General features: G+C 72.4%; 16 protein-coding genes and 1 pseudogene. 3 read left to right on the forward strand and 14 right to left on the reverse strand.

The features are described from left to right. Nucleotides 1-2: 2 nt before the first annotated feature. Nucleotides 3-302: a transposase gene (locus tag ACFYMM_RS38515; RefSeq protein WP_388395944.1), complete on the forward strand. Its 300-nt coding sequence runs from the start codon at nucleotides 3-5 to the stop codon at nucleotides 300-302. Continuing rightward, nucleotides 295-1,188 carry an IS3 family transposase gene (locus ACFYMM_RS38520; protein WP_388396011.1) on the forward strand — a complete coding sequence of 298 codons (894 nt, stop codon included), beginning with the start codon at nucleotides 295-297 and terminating at the stop codon, nucleotides 1,186-1,188. Before ACFYMM_RS38515 ends, ACFYMM_RS38520 begins: the two co-directional genes overlap by 8 nt. 620 nt (nucleotides 1,189-1,808) lie before the next feature. On the opposite strand, the gene ACFYMM_RS38525 is transcribed toward ACFYMM_RS38520, so the two are convergent. The 10 genes and pseudogenes from ACFYMM_RS38525 to ACFYMM_RS38570 all read right to left on the reverse strand — a co-directional run bounded on the left by ACFYMM_RS38525 (nucleotide 1,809) and on the right by ACFYMM_RS38570 (nucleotide 10,163). Further along, the gene (locus ACFYMM_RS38525; RefSeq protein ID WP_388396013.1) at nucleotides 1,809-2,522 is read right to left on the reverse strand and encodes a zinc ribbon domain-containing protein; all 714 of its coding nucleotides are present in this window, start codon (nucleotides 2,520-2,522) and stop codon (nucleotides 1,809-1,811) included. Nucleotides 2,523-3,293: 771 nt separating this feature from the next. Further along, nucleotides 3,294-3,356, reverse strand: a pseudogene (locus ACFYMM_RS38530) (zinc ribbon domain-containing protein); the annotation flags it as partial. A 4-nt stretch (nucleotides 3,357-3,360) separates the two neighbouring features. Continuing rightward, nucleotides 3,361-3,924: a phage tail protein gene (locus tag ACFYMM_RS38535; protein WP_388395946.1), complete on the reverse strand. Its 564-nt coding sequence runs from the start codon at nucleotides 3,922-3,924 to the stop codon at nucleotides 3,361-3,363. Further along, nucleotides 3,921-5,885: a putative baseplate assembly protein gene (locus tag ACFYMM_RS38540; protein WP_388395949.1), complete on the reverse strand. Its 1,965-nt coding sequence runs from the start codon at nucleotides 5,883-5,885 to the stop codon at nucleotides 3,921-3,923. Before ACFYMM_RS38540 ends, ACFYMM_RS38535 begins: the two co-directional genes overlap by 4 nt. Next, the gene (locus tag ACFYMM_RS38545; RefSeq protein ID WP_020938511.1) at nucleotides 5,885-6,307 is read right to left on the reverse strand and encodes a GPW/gp25 family protein; all 423 of its coding nucleotides are present in this window, start codon (nucleotides 6,305-6,307) and stop codon (nucleotides 5,885-5,887) included. The genes ACFYMM_RS38540 and ACFYMM_RS38545 overlap by 1 nt, the downstream gene beginning before the upstream one ends. Further along, nucleotides 6,307-6,624: a PAAR domain-containing protein gene (locus ACFYMM_RS38550; RefSeq protein WP_388395952.1), complete on the reverse strand. Its 318-nt coding sequence runs from the start codon at nucleotides 6,622-6,624 to the stop codon at nucleotides 6,307-6,309. Before ACFYMM_RS38550 ends, ACFYMM_RS38545 begins: the two co-directional genes overlap by 1 nt. Nucleotides 6,625-6,657: 33 nt before the next feature. Continuing rightward, nucleotides 6,658-8,511 (reverse strand): VgrG-related protein, encoded by a 1,854-nt coding sequence (locus tag ACFYMM_RS38555; protein WP_388395955.1) that lies wholly within the window; start codon nucleotides 8,509-8,511, stop codon nucleotides 6,658-6,660. Then, nucleotides 8,508-9,230 carry a LysM peptidoglycan-binding domain-containing protein gene (locus tag ACFYMM_RS38560; RefSeq protein WP_388395958.1) on the reverse strand — a complete coding sequence of 241 codons (723 nt, stop codon included), beginning with the start codon at nucleotides 9,228-9,230 and terminating at the stop codon, nucleotides 8,508-8,510. The genes ACFYMM_RS38555 and ACFYMM_RS38560 overlap by 4 nt, the downstream gene beginning before the upstream one ends. Before the next feature lie 69 nt (nucleotides 9,231-9,299). Further along, nucleotides 9,300-9,725, reverse strand: a complete 426-nt coding sequence (locus tag ACFYMM_RS38565) for a phage tail protein (protein ID WP_388395960.1) — start codon at nucleotides 9,723-9,725, stop codon at nucleotides 9,300-9,302. 39 nt (nucleotides 9,726-9,764) lie between these two features. Further along, complete coding sequence (locus tag ACFYMM_RS38570) at nucleotides 9,765-10,163, reverse strand: hypothetical protein (protein ID WP_388395963.1); 399 nt, start codon at nucleotides 10,161-10,163, stop codon at nucleotides 9,765-9,767. 1,075 nt (nucleotides 10,164-11,238) lie between these two features. Between ACFYMM_RS38570 and ACFYMM_RS38575 the strand changes: the two genes are divergently transcribed. Next, entirely contained in the window at nucleotides 11,239-11,625 is a 387-nt protein-coding gene (locus ACFYMM_RS38575; protein WP_388395966.1) for a hypothetical protein, read from the forward strand. A 1,137-nt stretch (nucleotides 11,626-12,762) separates the two neighbouring features. Here the strand turns inward: ACFYMM_RS38575 and ACFYMM_RS38580 are convergent. From ACFYMM_RS38580 to ACFYMM_RS38595, 4 genes are read right to left on the reverse strand one after another with little or no spacing between them, the layout of a single operon-like run. After that, a complete protein-coding gene (locus ACFYMM_RS38580; protein WP_020938517.1) occupies nucleotides 12,763-12,921 on the reverse strand; it encodes a DUF6760 family protein in 159 nt (52 codons plus the stop codon). Further along, nucleotides 12,918-13,415, reverse strand: coding sequence for a hypothetical protein (locus ACFYMM_RS38585; RefSeq protein WP_388395969.1), 498 nt, complete (start codon nucleotides 13,413-13,415; stop codon nucleotides 12,918-12,920). The genes ACFYMM_RS38580 and ACFYMM_RS38585 overlap by 4 nt, the downstream gene beginning before the upstream one ends. Next, nucleotides 13,412-13,852 (reverse strand): phage tail protein, encoded by a 441-nt coding sequence (locus ACFYMM_RS38590; protein WP_020938519.1) that lies wholly within the window; start codon nucleotides 13,850-13,852, stop codon nucleotides 13,412-13,414. Before ACFYMM_RS38590 ends, ACFYMM_RS38585 begins: the two co-directional genes overlap by 4 nt. Nucleotides 13,853-13,886: 34 nt before the next feature. Continuing rightward, nucleotides 13,887-15,449, reverse strand: coding sequence for a phage tail sheath family protein (locus ACFYMM_RS38595; RefSeq protein ID WP_388395971.1), 1,563 nt, complete (start codon nucleotides 15,447-15,449; stop codon nucleotides 13,887-13,889). Between the last annotated feature and the right edge of the window lie 279 nt (nucleotides 15,450-15,728).

A 15,728-nucleotide genomic window follows, 5' to 3' on the forward strand; every position in this document is an offset into this window, starting at 1 on the left:
AGGTGGGAAGCAAGTACACGAAGCGGTACACCGAGGAGTTCAAGCGGGACGCGATCGCGCTCGTCGACTCCTCGGGTACGACGGTCACCGCGGTCGCGCGGGAGCTCGGTATCAGCTCGGAGTCCCTGCGCGGCTGGTACCGCCAGGCAAAGGCGGATCGGGGCGAGGGCGCCCCGGGCGAGCTCACCACGGCCGAACGCGAAGAGCTCAAGCGGTTGCGTCGGCAGAACGCCGAGCAGGCCAGGACGATCGAGGTGCTGCGAAAAGCCGCGGTCTTCTTCGCGAAGGAGAGCGATCGGTGAACGAGATGTACGCGTTCATCGAGGCGGAGAAGACCACACCCACGGCGTCGCTTTCCTGTGCCGACTGCTCAAGGTGGCCCGCTCCTCCTTCTACGCCTGGCTCGCCGCGGCCAAGACCCGCTCGGCCCGCCAGGCCGCCGACGAGGCCCTGGCCCACGAGATCACCGTCATCCACGTCGCCTCCCGCCACACCTACGGCGTCCCGCGCAACCATGCCGAGCTGCGGCGCCTGGGGCGACGCGTGAACCGCAAGCGGGTCGCCCGCCTGATGCGCGAGCACGGCATCCAGGGAGCCCACCGCTGCGGGAGGCGTTCGCTGACCCGGCCGGACAAGAAGGCTAAGCCGGCTCCCGACCTGATCGGCCGCGACTTCCACGCCGAGACCCCCGGCACAAAACTGGTCGGCGACATCACCGCCCTGCCCACCGGCGAGGGCTGGCTCTACCTTGCCTGCTGGCTGGATCTGGCCACCCGCGAGGTCGTCGGCTACTCGATGGCCGGCCACCATCGCGCCGAGCCCGTCGTCGACGCGCTGAAGATGGCCACCGGACGCGGCCGTCTCCAGCCCGGCTGCATAGCGCATTCAGACCGCGGCAGCGAATACACCAGCAGCCACTTCCGCCGCCACATACGCGAGTTGGGCCTCCGGCAGAGCTGCGGACGCACCGGACCTTGCTTCGACAATGCCGCCGCGGAGAGTTTCTGGGCCCTGCTCAAAGAAGAGATCGGCACACGCGTCTGGCCCGACCGGACCACCGCCCGCGCCGAGGTCTTCGACTTCATCGAGACGTTCTACAACCGCCGCCGACTGCGCAAGCACAAGGTCTTCGGTTACCTCACCCCGGCCGAGACCCGGCAGCGGCACCAACACAACCTCGCGGCATAAGGATCGAGTGTCCAAGATCACGGGGAAGCTTCACACACGTCTGTCACCAACTACGTCGACTCCCCCGGACCGCGATGCCCTGACCTGCTATTACGCACCCCCCTGGACTGACGTGGACACCCGAAGACGGTCTCTACAACCTGTGCCATGTCGTACCGCAGGACTCACACGTCAACACCACAGATCACGCACCAAGATCCGGACCAACTCCGCCCAGCGGCAGACGATTCCACCCTTTGCCGCAGGTCGTAGGCGACGGTGAGCGTGTACCACCAGCAGACGAAGAATCTTCTGGTGTCGTACTCGCCGAAGAGGCTGGGCTTCTTCTAGACACATGCGAAAAGGCGCCTGACCTGGGTTTTCTCCCCTCAGGTGCCCTCCCGGTTGGCCGTCCTCGTCCAGCGTCCCCAGGACGGGGTACCGGCCCGCCGCCTGATTGCCCGCCGAGCCTGCAGGGCCGCCACGGCCGCAGGCGCCGGACGCCCGCCGGGCAGCCTGGCTCCGGTGCGACGGCCGTGAGCCGGTCCCGGTGCCCGGGTCGGGGCGGTCCGGTCCTGGGACCGGGGCTCTTCTTTCCTCGCGCGCATGCCGAGGCCTCCGTATCGCTCGATATCGCTCGATCAGGACCGCTGGAAGAACTCCACCTCCGCCAGAGCCAGATGGCGGCCCGGTGCCAGGCCGGTGGCCGAGCGCAGGACCAGGCGTACCGTCTTCACGTCGCTGATTCCGGTGGGGAACGGCTGCGAGCCCGGCTTGTCGCTGAGGGTCAGCTGCTTGTCGTACCGCTCGCCGTCCTGCGTCGTCACCTCAAGGTCGATCTGCAGTGCGCGTCCCTCGCGGGCGTACTCCTCCGGAGCCTTGGATGCGCCGTTGGTGACGAGCAGGTCGACCATCCGGAACGGCTTGTCGAAGGTGTACGTCACCGAGGCGCCCGGCGCGGGCGCGCCCCAGTAGCGGTTGGCCAGCCCGTCCGTGGTGTTCTTCGCCGGGTGCCCGGGGACCTCGGCGCTCGCCCTGGTGCGTGCCGGGGTCACGGGCTTGGGGTCGGACAGCTTGTCCCGGGTGTCCTCGAACAGGGCGCGTCCGGCCGGCAGCAGCAGGACGGCGACCGCGCACAGAGCCAGCACCACGGCGAGGATCACCAGGAGCCGCACCCCCCGGCCCGAACTCGCCCGCACCCGGCGGCGGAACGGCCACAGGGTCCGCCACCACGGCAGCGGGTCGGCCTTCGCGGTGGGCTTCAGCGGGGTCGCACAGCGCCGGCAGAACCGGCGATCCGGCTGGTTGGGCGTGCCGCAGGAGGGACAGGGCCTCCCCTCCACTTCCTCCGTCACCGCTGCGGGCCGTACTAGGGGGCGTGGAGCCTGCGGCTTCGCGGGCTGTACCGCCACGATGGGCTCCGGCGCCGGCGCCTCGGGGGCGGCCGGGGGCCGAGGGCCTGTCGCTTCCTGGGTGCTCGGAGGGGGTGCGGTGGGGCGGTGCGGGGGTGCGGCCGGGGGCTGCAGGGGTCGTGGCGGTGCAACGGATACGTCGGGAGCGGGCTCATCTCCCCTACGGAATGCAGAGGTTGAGGACCCGTCGGCCGTTCCTGAGCGGGCGGACACGGGTGCCGTCGTGGGCGCGAGCGTCGTCGGCACGGGTGGCGTGGTGGGGGGAGCTTCTAAGGCTTCGTCGGTGCGGGGGGTCTCGGCGGTCTCGGGGGTCTCCTCGTCGCCGCTCGCCGGACGGTGTTCGGGGATGGAGGGCTCGGTGCGGGCGTCGGCGGGTCCGGCCTGGGGCGGAATGCTCGTCGTGTCGTCCTGGCCGGGCCGGGCATCCGGACGCTCGTCGGCGCCGGAATGTGAGGCAGGGGCCCGCGTCGCGCTCGGCCCGCTGGCCTCGCTACGGGTCCGGCCGGTCAGCCGGCTGCGCAATGACGAGGTGCGGGGAGGTGCGGCGGACGTGGACGCGTCCGCCGTAGGCGACGCGGGGGCCGGGGCGGGATCCGGGACGGCCGGGGGCTGCGAGGGTGTGCTCGGTTGCGGTTCCGACCGCTCCGGTTCCGGCGACGTGGCCGTTGGCGTGCTCGCGGCCGGCGGATCGTCCGACCAGCCCAGGTACGCGCCGCAGTTCCCGCAGAAGTCGTCCCTGGGGCTGTTGGACGCCCCGCAGGCGGGACATGCGCGCATGGCGTCACCTCCCTTCGTCGGAGGGTGGGCCGGGCAGGACCTCCACCCGGCAGACGGTGTGCACCGGGCACATGGCCCGGACGATCTCGCGGACGCGATGCACGTCCACCTGCGCCTCGCGGTCCGGCCGCACCCGGACCAGGGGCTCGCCGGGGGGCTCGGGCGGCAGGTCGGCTCCAGCGGTGTTCGACCACCACGCGCCGCCGTCGTCGGTCACCTCGGCGTGCACGCCGAGCGCGAGGTGCAGGGCTTCGACCAGGCCGCGCCTGGTGCCGCGCCACCGGTGCAGCTCCACCGCGCGGACGACCGCCTCGCGGCGCAGTTCCACGGGCCACTGCGGGTCGTCGTCGGCGCCCACCCAGGACGCCAGCCAGGCCAGGAAGTCCGTCGGGGTGACCCGGGGATCGAGGTAGGCGGGCAGGTTGTCGAGGGTCGCGAACACCGGGGCGAGGACGGTGTCGAGGCCGGCGGTGAAGCGCTGCGCGAAGTCGTCGTCGGCGTACAGGGCGGGCAGTTGCCCGCCGATCGGGTGGCGGCTCGGGAGGTCGGGTACGGCGGCCCGGCTCATCCCCCCGCCTCCTGCTCGACGGCCGTGACGACCACCTGGTGCTGGTAGGAGAAGACCAGCGCGTCCGCGGACGCGTCGATGCGGTCCACCGGAGCGCCGCGCCGCCCGGTGATCGGGTCGGCGGGGAACAGCCGGATCTCCTCGATCAGCGCGTTGCCGGTGGCGCGTTGCAGCACGCCGAACACCTCCCCGTACTGCACCGGCCGCCCGAACGGCCATCCGGTGCCGTCCGGTCCGCCGTGCAGCGGGTTGAGGTGGCGGAACAGTGCGGCGAGCGCCGCGTCGCGCACTCTGGCGGTGTCGCCCGGTGCCGCCGCGAGCCGGGCCACGACGGTGACGCCCTGGTAGACCGGCGGCTCGACGACGAGGCGGGTGCCGATCAGACGTCGCTCGTCGAGGCTCGCGGTGATCGTCTGGAGCACCTGGTCGGAGGGGATCAGCTGCTCGAAGCGGAGCCGGTCGTCGCCCTCGTCGGCGACCGCGTCCGGCACCACCAGGACCCGTACCGCACCCGCGCCGCCCTCCGCGGCGGGCAGACAGCGGACCCGGCGCACCGAGGGCGCCGCCTGGCGGCTGATGACCTCGTAGTCCTCGGCGGTCACCGCGCGCTCCTGCATCCGCAGGGCGTCCGGAGCCCGCAGCTTGGCGTTGGCGAGGGTCTCGCCGGCGACGCCGCCGCGCGCCGCCTCCCGGTTGGTGACCTGGGCGATGTACGGAACGGAGCTGAGCAGCACGGAGATCGCGCCGCGCGCGACGTTGCCCGCCGGGCCACCACCGGTGCGGTAGCGGGCCACCCGGATCTGGGCGCCCTTGGGCGGTACGGCGCCGCACTGCCGCAGCGTGCCGTCGGGCTCGCGCAGCACCGGCGGGAAGCCGAACTCGCCGTTGGTGGCGTCCACGCGGACATGCCGGTCGTCGGGCCCGGAGCGGCCGAAGTGCTCGACGACCTCCCAGCGTTGCCAGCCCTCGGCCGAGGACACCTCCACCGCGGGGGGCTCTCCGTCGAGGAGGACCGGCGGGCGGCCGAGCCGGAACGTCTGCCCGGCGACCCCCTCCGAGATGCCGAGCAGCACGTCGGTCACGGTCTCGGCGTGTTCGACGGACATGGTGCCGCCCACGGTGAACACCGCCGCCTCGCGCACCGTCGGGGACTCCGAGTAGAACGGCTGGCCCGGCTCCGCCTTGGTGACGCGGCAGCGCAGCCAGCCGGCCCGGGTGCCGCCGATCACCGACGCCGTGTGCCCGGCCGGTACGTAGACGACGACCTCGCCGGGCCGGTTCAGGCCGCCGGTGGTGTCCTCGCCGGTCTCGCACACCCGCCAGCCGCCGCCGTCCCACGCCTCCCACACCAGCGGGGGCTGGCGCGGGTCCACGCCGACGCCCTCGACGCGGCTGTCCAGGTGCACCGCGACGACGCAGCGCGGCACCGCCGTCGGCAGGCCGAACAGCAGCGCGTCGCCCGGCTCCGGTGCCGCCTGGAAGCAGGGCACGTCGCTGCCCTCGTTGATCTCCCTGGTCCGGTCGGTCTGCTCGCCGGTCCGGGGCGCGGTCACCAGGCGCGTCAACTCGCTGGGTACGACGTGCAGTTCGTCCGTGGTCGCGAACACCACGGGCTCGTCGCTCTCGCCGCGCACGGTCGTTACCTCGGTGCCCGCGGGCAGCACCACTGTGTCGGGCTGCGGCGCCGACAGCCAGAAGTCGACCTCGGCGCCGGCCGCGGCCGGCGGGAACAGCCGGATGTCCAACAGGTCGAGGAACGCGGTGTAGTTCTTGTCCGGGACCCGGTTCAGCCGATACAGCAGTTGGTCCACGAGATAGGCGAACGTCTCGATCAGGGTGACGCCCGGGTCGGAGACGTTGTGGTCGGTCCACTCCGGGGCGCGCTGCTGCACGTACCGCTTCGCCTCGTCGACGAGTTGCTGGAACCGGCGGTCGTCCAGGTTGGGGGAGGGCAGGGCCATCAGTCGGCGACCAATTCCTCGGCCCCCTCCTCGGAGGGGATCGTGTAGAAGGGAAAGACCAGGTTGCGCCGGTCGTTGGTGGAACGCAGGGTGTAGTGCACGTCGATGTAGAGGGTGCCGTCCTCGATCGCGTCGAAGGCGACCACCACGTCGTCCACCGCGATGCGCGGCTCCCACCGCTCCAGGGCCTCGCGCACCTGCTGCGCGATACGTCCGGCGGTGGCGCCGTCGCCGGGGGCGAAGACGTAGTCGTGGATGCCGCAGCCGAACTCGGGGCGCATCGGGCGTTCGCCGGGTGCCGTGCCGAGCACGAGGCGGATCGCCTCCTCGATCTCCTGTTCCCGCTCGACCATGCCGATGCCGCCGGTCGGCCCGACCCGCAGCGGGAAGCCCCAGCCCCGTCCGATGAACCGCTCGCTCATCACACGCCCCCGATCAGGACGTTCATGGCGCCGGTCACGATCTGCGCGCCGCACGACGTCTGGTCGCGTGCGCGTGCGGCCGGCAGCCCGCCGATGAGGACCATGCCCGCGGTGACAGCGGCTGGGTTGGGCATGATCACGTTGCCCGGTCCCAGGGCCAGGTGCGGGGGCATGGCGCAGGTGTGCACGCTGCCCACGACGGCGGCGGGGCGGCCTCCGATTAGCACGGTCGCCACCTTTAGGGCCGCTCCGGGCGGCGGGGTGGTGATCACACCGCCGTGGTTGGTGGGGTCACCGGTACGGGCTGCGGCTGGCATGAGATGCTCCTTGCGGCAGGTAGGGGACTGAGGTCAGTTGATCCGGATGAGCTTGGCCTTGAGGACGCCGAGCAGACCGCCGTCGACGGTGACGCCCGTGCGGCCCTTGATGTTCACGTTCTGGCTGCCGTCGATGTCCACGGTGCGGCCGCCGATCTTCACTCCGACCCTGCCGTTGATGTCCACGTTCCGGCCCGAGACGCTCACGTCGCCCTGTCGTGCGTCCAGGGTGATGCCGTTCTTGTCGAGCACGACGGAGGAGAGGGGTTTGGTGCCGCCCTTCGCGGCGTACACCGTCAGCTCGATCCGGTCGCGCCGGTTGTCGAGGAACACTTCGAGGCGCTCGTCGGCGGACCTGAGCCGGACGCCCGACCTGCCCGGAGCCCTCGCGTCCAGCAACTCGACCCGGTGTCCCGAACGCGACACCATCGAGCGGCGGTTGACCTTCCCGGTGATCTTGTCGATCAGCGGGATGTCGTGCGGCGACGGCTTGTCCACGCCGTTGTAGAGCCCGCCGATGACGTACGGGCTGTCCAGCAGGCCCTGTTCGAAGCCCACCAGGACCTCGTCGTTGACCTCGGGGCTCACCACTCCCCCGCCGCCCTTGCCGCCCCACTGCACGGTGCGCACCCAGTCGGTGACGTAGGTGTCGTCCAGCCAGGGGAACTTCAGCCGCACCCCGCCGTTCTGAGCGCCGCCCTGCTCGCGTACGTCCGTCACCACGCCGATCGCCAGACCCGGCATGCGCGGGCCGCGGCCCGGCGCGTTGGCACCGGTCACCAGGCCCGTCAGGGAGCGGTCCGGGCTGGCGCTGACCCACACCGTCGTCCGGTATCCGCCGTGCGGCTCCAGGACGTGCTGCACCGCCGTCGCCGTGTACTTGCCGGAGAACGCCTGCCCGACATTGCCGAGCGCCACGGGCTTGCCCGCCCGCAGCCGGGGGTTGCCCTCGGCCAGCACCTCCAACTCGCCGAACCCCGCGCTGACCTGATCGGCCACGGCGTCGGCGACCGCGGTCGTCTCGGCCTGGGTGCGGTACGGGTTGTCCGTGACGGTCAGCTTCGACGACTTGCCGAACCGGGCGGCGAGCGCCGGGCTCAGCCCCGGCACCACCGTGTCACTGTTCACCGACGGCTTGCGGGCCACCAGCGGCTTCTTGGTGGTGACGTCCCAGCCGCGCACCTCCACCTGCGAGGCCCCGTCCGCGGCCGACAGGGAGGCCCGCAGCGCCAGCAGGTTCCGCCCGTACTCCAGCACCATCGGGTTCCGCGTGGCGGGGGTCGAGGGCGCGGGCGCGCCGTACGCCTTCTCGGGCTTGGTGAACTGCAGCACGCCCTTGTCGTCGACGCGCACCTGCGCGCCGCTCTCGCCCGCCAGGAACTGCAGGAAGTCCCAGTCGGACACGTTCGCCTGCGAGAGCTGCTTATAGGTAACCGGCGCGGCCTCCACGGTCCCGCAGGTCAGCCCGGCCCCGGCGGCGACCTTGCGGACGATCGCCGACGCCGTCATGTTCCGGTACGCCACCACCTTCCGGCCCCGCTGCAGGCGGTGCGCCTTGGAGTAGGCGCGCACCACGGTGAACGAGCCGGTGCTGTCCCGGTCGACCTCCATGCCGGTCACCTCGCCGTTGAATAACCGCTCGCGCGCCTGCCCGGACACGGTGACCACCGACACCTTGAGCGGGGTGCCGATGGTGATGCCGGTCGACTGCAGGAACTCGTGGTCGGGGTCGCGGAAGGTGAGCACCGCCGCGTCGGGCAGGCCCACGTTCTCGTCGACCACGCAGCTCACCAGCTGGGCGGCCCAGATCGGCGGAAGTTCGCCGGGCGCCTCCACGACGGGGTCCGCCGCGAACGACCGGCCACCCCGCGCCTCGGGTGTGGTCACCGCTCCTCCTCAGCGCCCGCGTCGCTGAGCCCCGGCACCACCAGTTCGGTGCCGGGTTCGAGCGCCATGGGGTCGTCGATGTCGTTCGCCTCCGCGATGGGCCGCCAGGCCGTCGCGTCGCCGTACTCCCGCCAGGCCAGCAGGGCCAGGCTGTCGCCCGCCACGACGATGTGCGTGCTGCGGGCAGTGCGCGCGCCGGACGTCGGGTTCTGGCCTGGCGGATCGACGCTCGCCTCCTCGATGGACAGCGAGCAGGTGGCCCGCAGCGGCTTTCCGTCCACGTCGAACAGCGTGTACGACACCGACAGGCTGGAGAGCACCCCGTCGAAGGAGGTCGTCCGGGCGGTCCCCCATTCGAACCGCACCCAGGGGCTGGCCGGTTTCTTGCGGCCCAGGCTGGCCTTGGTCGGCACGCACCCCTTCATCAGCTTCTCCACCGCCTTCTCCACGGAGTTGTCGTGGGTGGCGGTGGCGTCCAGGAACACCTCGAGGCTCAGCGTGCGCGGGCCGCTGCCGACGAACTCGGGCAGCGCGGACTCCCCCGCCATCCGGGACGGGGTGCGGCGCCACTCGGTGGTCTTGCTCAACTGCAGCGTGGAGGGGTTGAACTGGAGGTTGAGCTGCGTGATCGTCCCGCCGGGCTTCGCGCCGACGGAGGTCGGTGGCTCCTTCAGGGTCAGCTGGGCCCTGGTCCGACTGGAGCGGAGCGCTGCGCACATGCCGGGACCTTCTTTCCGGGGGCGTGGGGTAAGTCTCAGGGGCGGGTTGAAGCGGTGCGTGACGGCGGGTCAGAACGGGCGCAGCCCGTGGTGGGCGATCTCCAGGGTCTCCACCGCCGCCTCCGAGTTGGCGGGGTCGAAGGAGGGTCCCTGCCAGCGCACCGGAACGATCCCGGACACCTGCCAGCTGATGATCCGGGTCAGGTCCGGTTTCAGCGCCACGATCTCGCCGTCCTTGGGCGTCACCCGCTTCAGCGTCTCGTCGAGCCAGCGGGCGATCTTCGCCGTATCGGCGGTGACCGGCCGGGTCAGCGTGATGTTCGACCAGGTCAGGCGGCCGGGCAGTTGCCAGGTGAAGCCGTTGTTGCCGCCCTCTGCGTAGCTCTCCATCTCGACCTCGGCGCCCATGCCGGAGCAGGTGTGGAAGGCGCCCAGGTCGTTGCCGCCGATGGCGAGCTTGAAGAACACGCTCGTGGCGAAGATGTTGTCGGTCATGCGTCCGTCATCCGTTCCGTGCGCTCACGTTCCACGCCCTCAGCGGCGTCCGTCGTAGGGGCGGCCCGCGCGTTCCCGGCCGCGCCGCAGCTCGGTGCGGAGCAGCCGGGCCATCGGGTCGAGCAGGCGCCGCGCGAGGTCGTCCAGGTCGAGACCGGGGTCCTTCGGTGCCTCGGCGCGCTGCTCCGCGTTCTTGCCGGAGGCGGACGAGGTGGAGGACGAGCGCGAGCGGCCTTGCGCCGGGACTTCCTTCGCCGTGTCGCCCATGAACAGGCCGGCGGCGGACGGCGTGGCGGCCGATCGCGAACGTTCGCGTGCCCGGTCCCGCTCCGCCTTCGTCGTTGCGCCCATGAGCAGGCCGGCGCCGGTGGTGTCGGTGATGTCGCGCTGAATGGGGGTCGCCGTCCGGCCGCTCCCGCCGGTCACCGGAAGAACCACGGGGGCGGGCTGAGCCGGTGCCGGGGCGTTCGCCGGGCGGTCCGCGAGCGGCGGCGCCTGCGGGGCGGTGACCGGCAGGGATCGGGCCGGGACGGCGGGGGCCGAGCCGACCGGCCCCCGACCCGGCGGTGCGGGCCGGACGACCGGGACACGCTGGACGGGGCTGGGGGAACCTGCCGGACCTGCCGAGTTGGCGCTTCGTACGCCCGAGTTCTCCCGTCCGGCGGGCGGCACAGCCACGGCCCGCTGGACCTGCGGGGTCGCCGGGGCGACCGGGGACGGCCCTGGCGTCGGACGCCCGGGGTCAGCCTGCGGGGCAGCAGCCGGTACGCCCGGCCAGCGCGCCGCCACCACGGGACGGCCGCCGGAGCGGGCGGCGACGGGCGGTGCCGCGCCTTCAGTGGCCCGGGTGCTCAGGGTGAGCGGGCGGGCGGGGAGCAGTTGGAGGGTGCGGGGTTCCGCCGAGCCGGAGGACGCTCCGGGGCGGGTGACGGTGGGCGGGGGCGCACTGTGCGGCTGAGCGCCTCCGGTCGCCCCGGCTACGGCTCGGGTGACGACGACCGGGCTCGGCGAACCGGGGGCCCGGAGCCGCTGCCCGCCGGACGAGGCCTGACCGCCGGACCTCGTACCGGGCAGTCGTACGTCTCCTGCCGGGCTTTCCGAGGTTAGGGCAGCCGCGGGTGCTGCTGCGGACGGCATCACCAACGGCGTTGCGGACCCGCTCCCGTGTTCCGCGACGCCCGGCGCCGCGGCGCCCCCGGCAAAGGAGTCGTCCGCTGGACGGCGCTGGACTACGTCGCCCGCCCCCAGCAGCGGCGCGTCCGCTCCGGCGGTGGAGGGCGCCCGGTCGCCAACTGGCTTAGACAACAACGGAGTTGTGTGGGACTTGCCGTCCTGTTGTGCCGGAGCACGCTGGACGGCGGGAGCGCGGGATGCGGTGGCGCCGGGCACATCAGCGCTGGGCGGCAGCGCGGACAGCGGAGCGCCCAGGCCGCCGCGCACGCGGGCGCCGTTGGGGGCGCGGTGGGCCGTTCCCTGGGCGCCGCCGTATTCGTGCGGGCGCGAGGTGCGGGCCGTGTCGTCCACCTGGCGCTGGACGACCGGCATCGCCGCGCCGGGGACGGTGCTTGAAGGGGGGGCGGTGGAGCCGGGCAGCTCGGCGCTGGGCGGCAGCGCGGACAGCGGAGCGCCCAGGCCGCCGCGCACCCGGGCGCCGTCCGGGGCATTCTGCGCGCCGCTGTCGTGTAGGCGCGGCGTGTCGGCCACGTTGTCCGCCTGGCGCTGGACGACCGGCAGCGTCGGACCGGGCGAGGTGCCTGAACTGGGGGCGGTGGAGCCGGGCAGCTCGGGACTCGGCGACAGCGCGGACAGCGGCGCACCCAGACCACCGCGCACCCGGGCGCCGCCGGAGGCAGCCGGCTCCGTCCCCTGCGCACCGACCACGTCCGAGCCCTCCGCCTGACGCTGGACGACAGGCAACGCCGGGCCAGACGCGGTGTGCTGCTCCGGAGCGTCCTCCGTCAACGGGTCGGCAGGGGAAGGCAGTTCACGCGTCGGGGCGTCGAGGCTCGCGCGGCTTGGCTCGCTCGTGGCGGCGCGCTGCACGGCGGCGGCGGTGGCTTTGCCGGGTGCCGGAGTGGCGGCGGGCCGCAGCGCGGTGACGCGGCGTGCCGGTCCGGACATGCGCCGGGCGACAGTCAGGGAAGGTGCCACCCGGACGGCCCGGACGGCCGGGCCGGAAGGCGTGCGGTCCCTGGAACCGGGCGGCGCTTGCGACACGGGCCGGGTCGCTCCACCGCCTGCGGCTGCGCCCGGGAGCACCGACACACGCCGTACCAGAGGAATCGCCGGAGCGGCCGTCGTCCGATGGTCCGGGTCGGCGGGGGTCACGACCGAATCGGCACCCGGCAGCGCGGCACGCTGGACGGGCGGCGAGGACGGGGAGAGCGCGGCGGGGGATTCGGCGGACGTAAGGCCACGGGTCTGTGGGGAGTCGCCCGAGCTTCCCGTCGCTACAGAGCTGTTGCCCCCAGAGCGCGCCACCGCGGGCTTTCGCCCGGATCCTCCCTCCGCCGCTCCAGTACTGCTACGAGAAGACCGTGCGGCGACGGATGCCGGACTCCCGGCATCCAACACACCGTCCGCCTCACCGCCCGCCCCATCCGGGCGCAGCGCCCGGAGCAGCAGTGGACCCCCGCCGGCCCGGGTGGCCTGCGGGGTGGCAGGACGGGCGACGCCGCGCACCAGACCGGTCGGGGCGGCGGACAGCACCGCGTGGCCGAGACCGGAGTCGAACGACGGGTTCTGCCAGGAGGCGAGGCCCGCACGGAAGACGAGCCCGTCGCTCACCCCGAGCGGGGAGCGGGCCACGGTGAGCTGCGGCGGCGCGGTGCGCCGCCAGCCGCCGTCCCAGTCGCCGGGCACGGAGGAACCCCGGCCGCCGGACTCGCCGCGGTCAGTACCGTCGCCGGATGCGCCCCGGTCCGGGCCGTCGCCAGCCGGACCGTTCTCCGCGGCGCCGGAGCGGTCCGCACCCGGACGGCGTGCGGTGTCCGGCGCGGCGGCCCGGCGGCGCAGCCTGTCCCGCCATGCCATGCGTTCAACCGCCTTCGTTCACACGGGTGTTGATGCGGGCGATCTCAGCGACCCACTGCCGGCGCTCGTCGTGGGTCAGGTCGAGGATCTCCTCGCGCTGCCAGTGGAAGTGGTAGGCGATGTACGCGATCTCCTCCCGGAGCCGGGGAAGGGCGTACGTCACGATTCCCCCAGGCGCCCACCCGAGAGGTCGACCTCGAAGCCGCCCTCGCAGTGCGGGCAGGTCACCGCGGCGCGGGTGTGGCCCTCGCTGTTGACCCGACGGTAGAAGTCCTGGAGGAACGCGACGTCGGTGGCGTACATCCGCTCCACGACCCCGGCGTGCACATCCGTGATCGAGCCGATCCGGGTGATCACCTGGCTCAGCAGCACCACGCTCAGGTACGCCGGGTTCTCCTTGACCCGCAGGTCGATCTGGGGCCGCAGTTCGTCCCGGGCGGTGGCCAGACGCATCGAGCCATGCCGGTGCACCGTGCCGTCGTCGTCCACGTAACCGCGCGGCAGCTCGAACTCGAACTCCGTGCGCAGCCCGTGGTCCTCCCGGCGCGGCGGGGCGGCGGCCGGGGTGGCCGCCACCTGCTGCTCCGACGTCTGAGCGGGCGCCGTCGCCTGGAGGATCTCCTCCAGGTTGCCCGCCGTGACCGTACGGCGCCTCATTCGACGACGATCTCCTCGAACGTGATCGTGACGGACTCGGTGGCCGGGGCGGACTCGCCCGCCTTCAGCGACGGGCCCTCCCACTTGGAGGCCCAGCCCTGCATCAGCTGGATGCGGCGGACCGTGTTGCCCTCGGTGTCCTTGATCTCGATGGTGAGGTTCTGCCGCGCGGTGTTGACGGCCCCGTTGTTCAGGGTCTCCTTGATCCACTTGGTGAACTCGCTGCTCTGGTCGAGTCCCCGGGTGATCGTGATCTCACCGGCCTGCCGCGCTCCGGGCTGCTTGCGGATGATCTGCTTGCCCTCGGCGCTGACCTGCTTGACCTCGACGACCTCCTCCTCGACGGTCAGCCCGCTGATCTCCTGGATCGACTCGACCAGGTAGCCACCGAGCTGCACGCCGAAGACGTGGGTGGAAAGAGCATCGCCCGTTGCCATGACTGTCTGTCACCTTTCCTTGCTGACCCGCAGGTCACTCGTCGATGAGGCTGGTGCTGTCGGAGAACTGGGCCAGCCGGAACACCACGAACTCGGCGGGCTTGACCGGCGAGACGCCGATCTCGCACACGACGCGGCCCTGGTCGATGGATTCCTGCGGGTTGTTGTCGCGGTCGCACTTCACGTAGAACGCCTCTTCGGCGGTACGGCCGAACAGGGCTCCCCGGCGCCACTCCTCGGTGAGGAACGCGGTGACATTGCGCCGGATGCTGGACCACAGCCGGTCGTCGTTCGGCTCGAAGACCACCCACTGGGTGCCCAGGAGGATGGATTCCTCCAGGTAGTTGAACAGGCGGCGCACGTTCAGGTAGCGCCAGGCCGGATCGGAGGAGAGGGTGCGGGCACCCCAGATCCGGATGCCCCGGCCGGGGAAGGCCCGTACGCAGTTCACGCCGATCGGGTTCAGCAAGTCCTGCTCGCCCTTGCTGAGCCGGACCTCCAGGTCCACCGCGCCGCGGATCACCTCGTTGGCGGGCGCCTTGTGCACGCCGCGTTCGGCGTCACTGCGCGCCCAGACACCGGCGATGTGACCGCTCGGCGGGACGGTGGTGTTGTGCCCGGCGGCCGGGTCGAAGACCCGCACCCACGGGTAGTAGAGGCTGGCGTAGCGGGAGTCGTAGCCCGCCTCGTCGTTGCGCCAGGTGCGCACCTGCTGGGCGGAGAGTCCGGGCGGGGTGTCCAGGACGGCCACCCGGTCGCCCATCTGCTCGCAGTGCGAGATGACGGCGAGCTGCACGGTGCGTACGCCCTCGGCGTCGATGTCGCCGCGCTGGTGGGCGCTCATCAGGTCCGGCACGGCGACCATGGTGATCTCGTCGATGGTCTCCAGGCCGGCGAATCCGGTGCGGGCCGCGGCGTCGCCGACGTACTCGGCGGGGTCGAGGCGGACCACCTCGCCGGAGCCGTTCGCGGCGGGCCCGTCCGGGGCGTCGGGGAGGGCCACGGTCTGGGCGGCGGGCTTGCTCTGGGCGGCGCCCCGCTGCTCGGTGACCTCGATCAGCATGGAGGCCCGGGCCTGGTTGACCAGGTATCCCCTGACGTTCTTGCGGGTGGAGGCCTCGTAGGTCTCCGCCACTTGGTCGCCCTGGCGGACCAGGACCTTGAAGCGGTCCTCCGGCGGGTTCTCGCCGTCCGCGTCGGCGATCTCCACCGACACGCCGGAGACGCCCGGCTTGGCCGCGACCAGAAAGCCGCCGAGCTCCACCGACTCCACAGCCTTGGTCCCCTGACGCCGCTGGCCGCCGCCCGCGGCCGGGGCGGAGGCGTCCTCGGCGGACCCGCCGATGCGCACCACGTACGCGGCGCCGCCGCCGTTGGCGAAGTAGCCGTAGACGGCGTGGGCAAGGTAGGTGCCCTCGGTGAAACCACCGAACGTCTGGGAGTACTGGTCCCAGCTGGTGACCAGCGTCGGCGCGTGGAAGTGGCCGCGCTCGGCGAACCCTACGAACGCGGCGACGGCGGTGCCGACCCCTTCGATCGGTCGGGCACCAGACTGCACCTCCTCCACGTACACACCCGGGGTGAGGTACGTCGGCATGCTTACTCCTTCACGTCCTTGCGGGTCACCTGTGTCCAGGCCGAGTCTGCGGGGCGGGTGCGGCGGGCGGCAGGGACTCGGGGACCTGGTTGAGGGCAGGCCCGCTGCCCTTCCGTACCTCCCGCACGGACCGTCCGGACATCACCCGCCTTTGCCCTCGCACTGCCCGTGCGGACCTGGACGCCCGGTCGGCTCGTGCTGTCGACTGGGGGCTGCAGCAGAAGTGCGCCGACGAGGAGGCAGCAGATGCAGAGGTCCGGACGGCGTACCGGGAAGACC

Source organism: Streptomyces sp. NPDC006739, assembly GCF_042869815.1.
Lineage (GTDB): Bacteria > Actinomycetota > Actinomycetes > Streptomycetales > Streptomycetaceae > Streptomyces.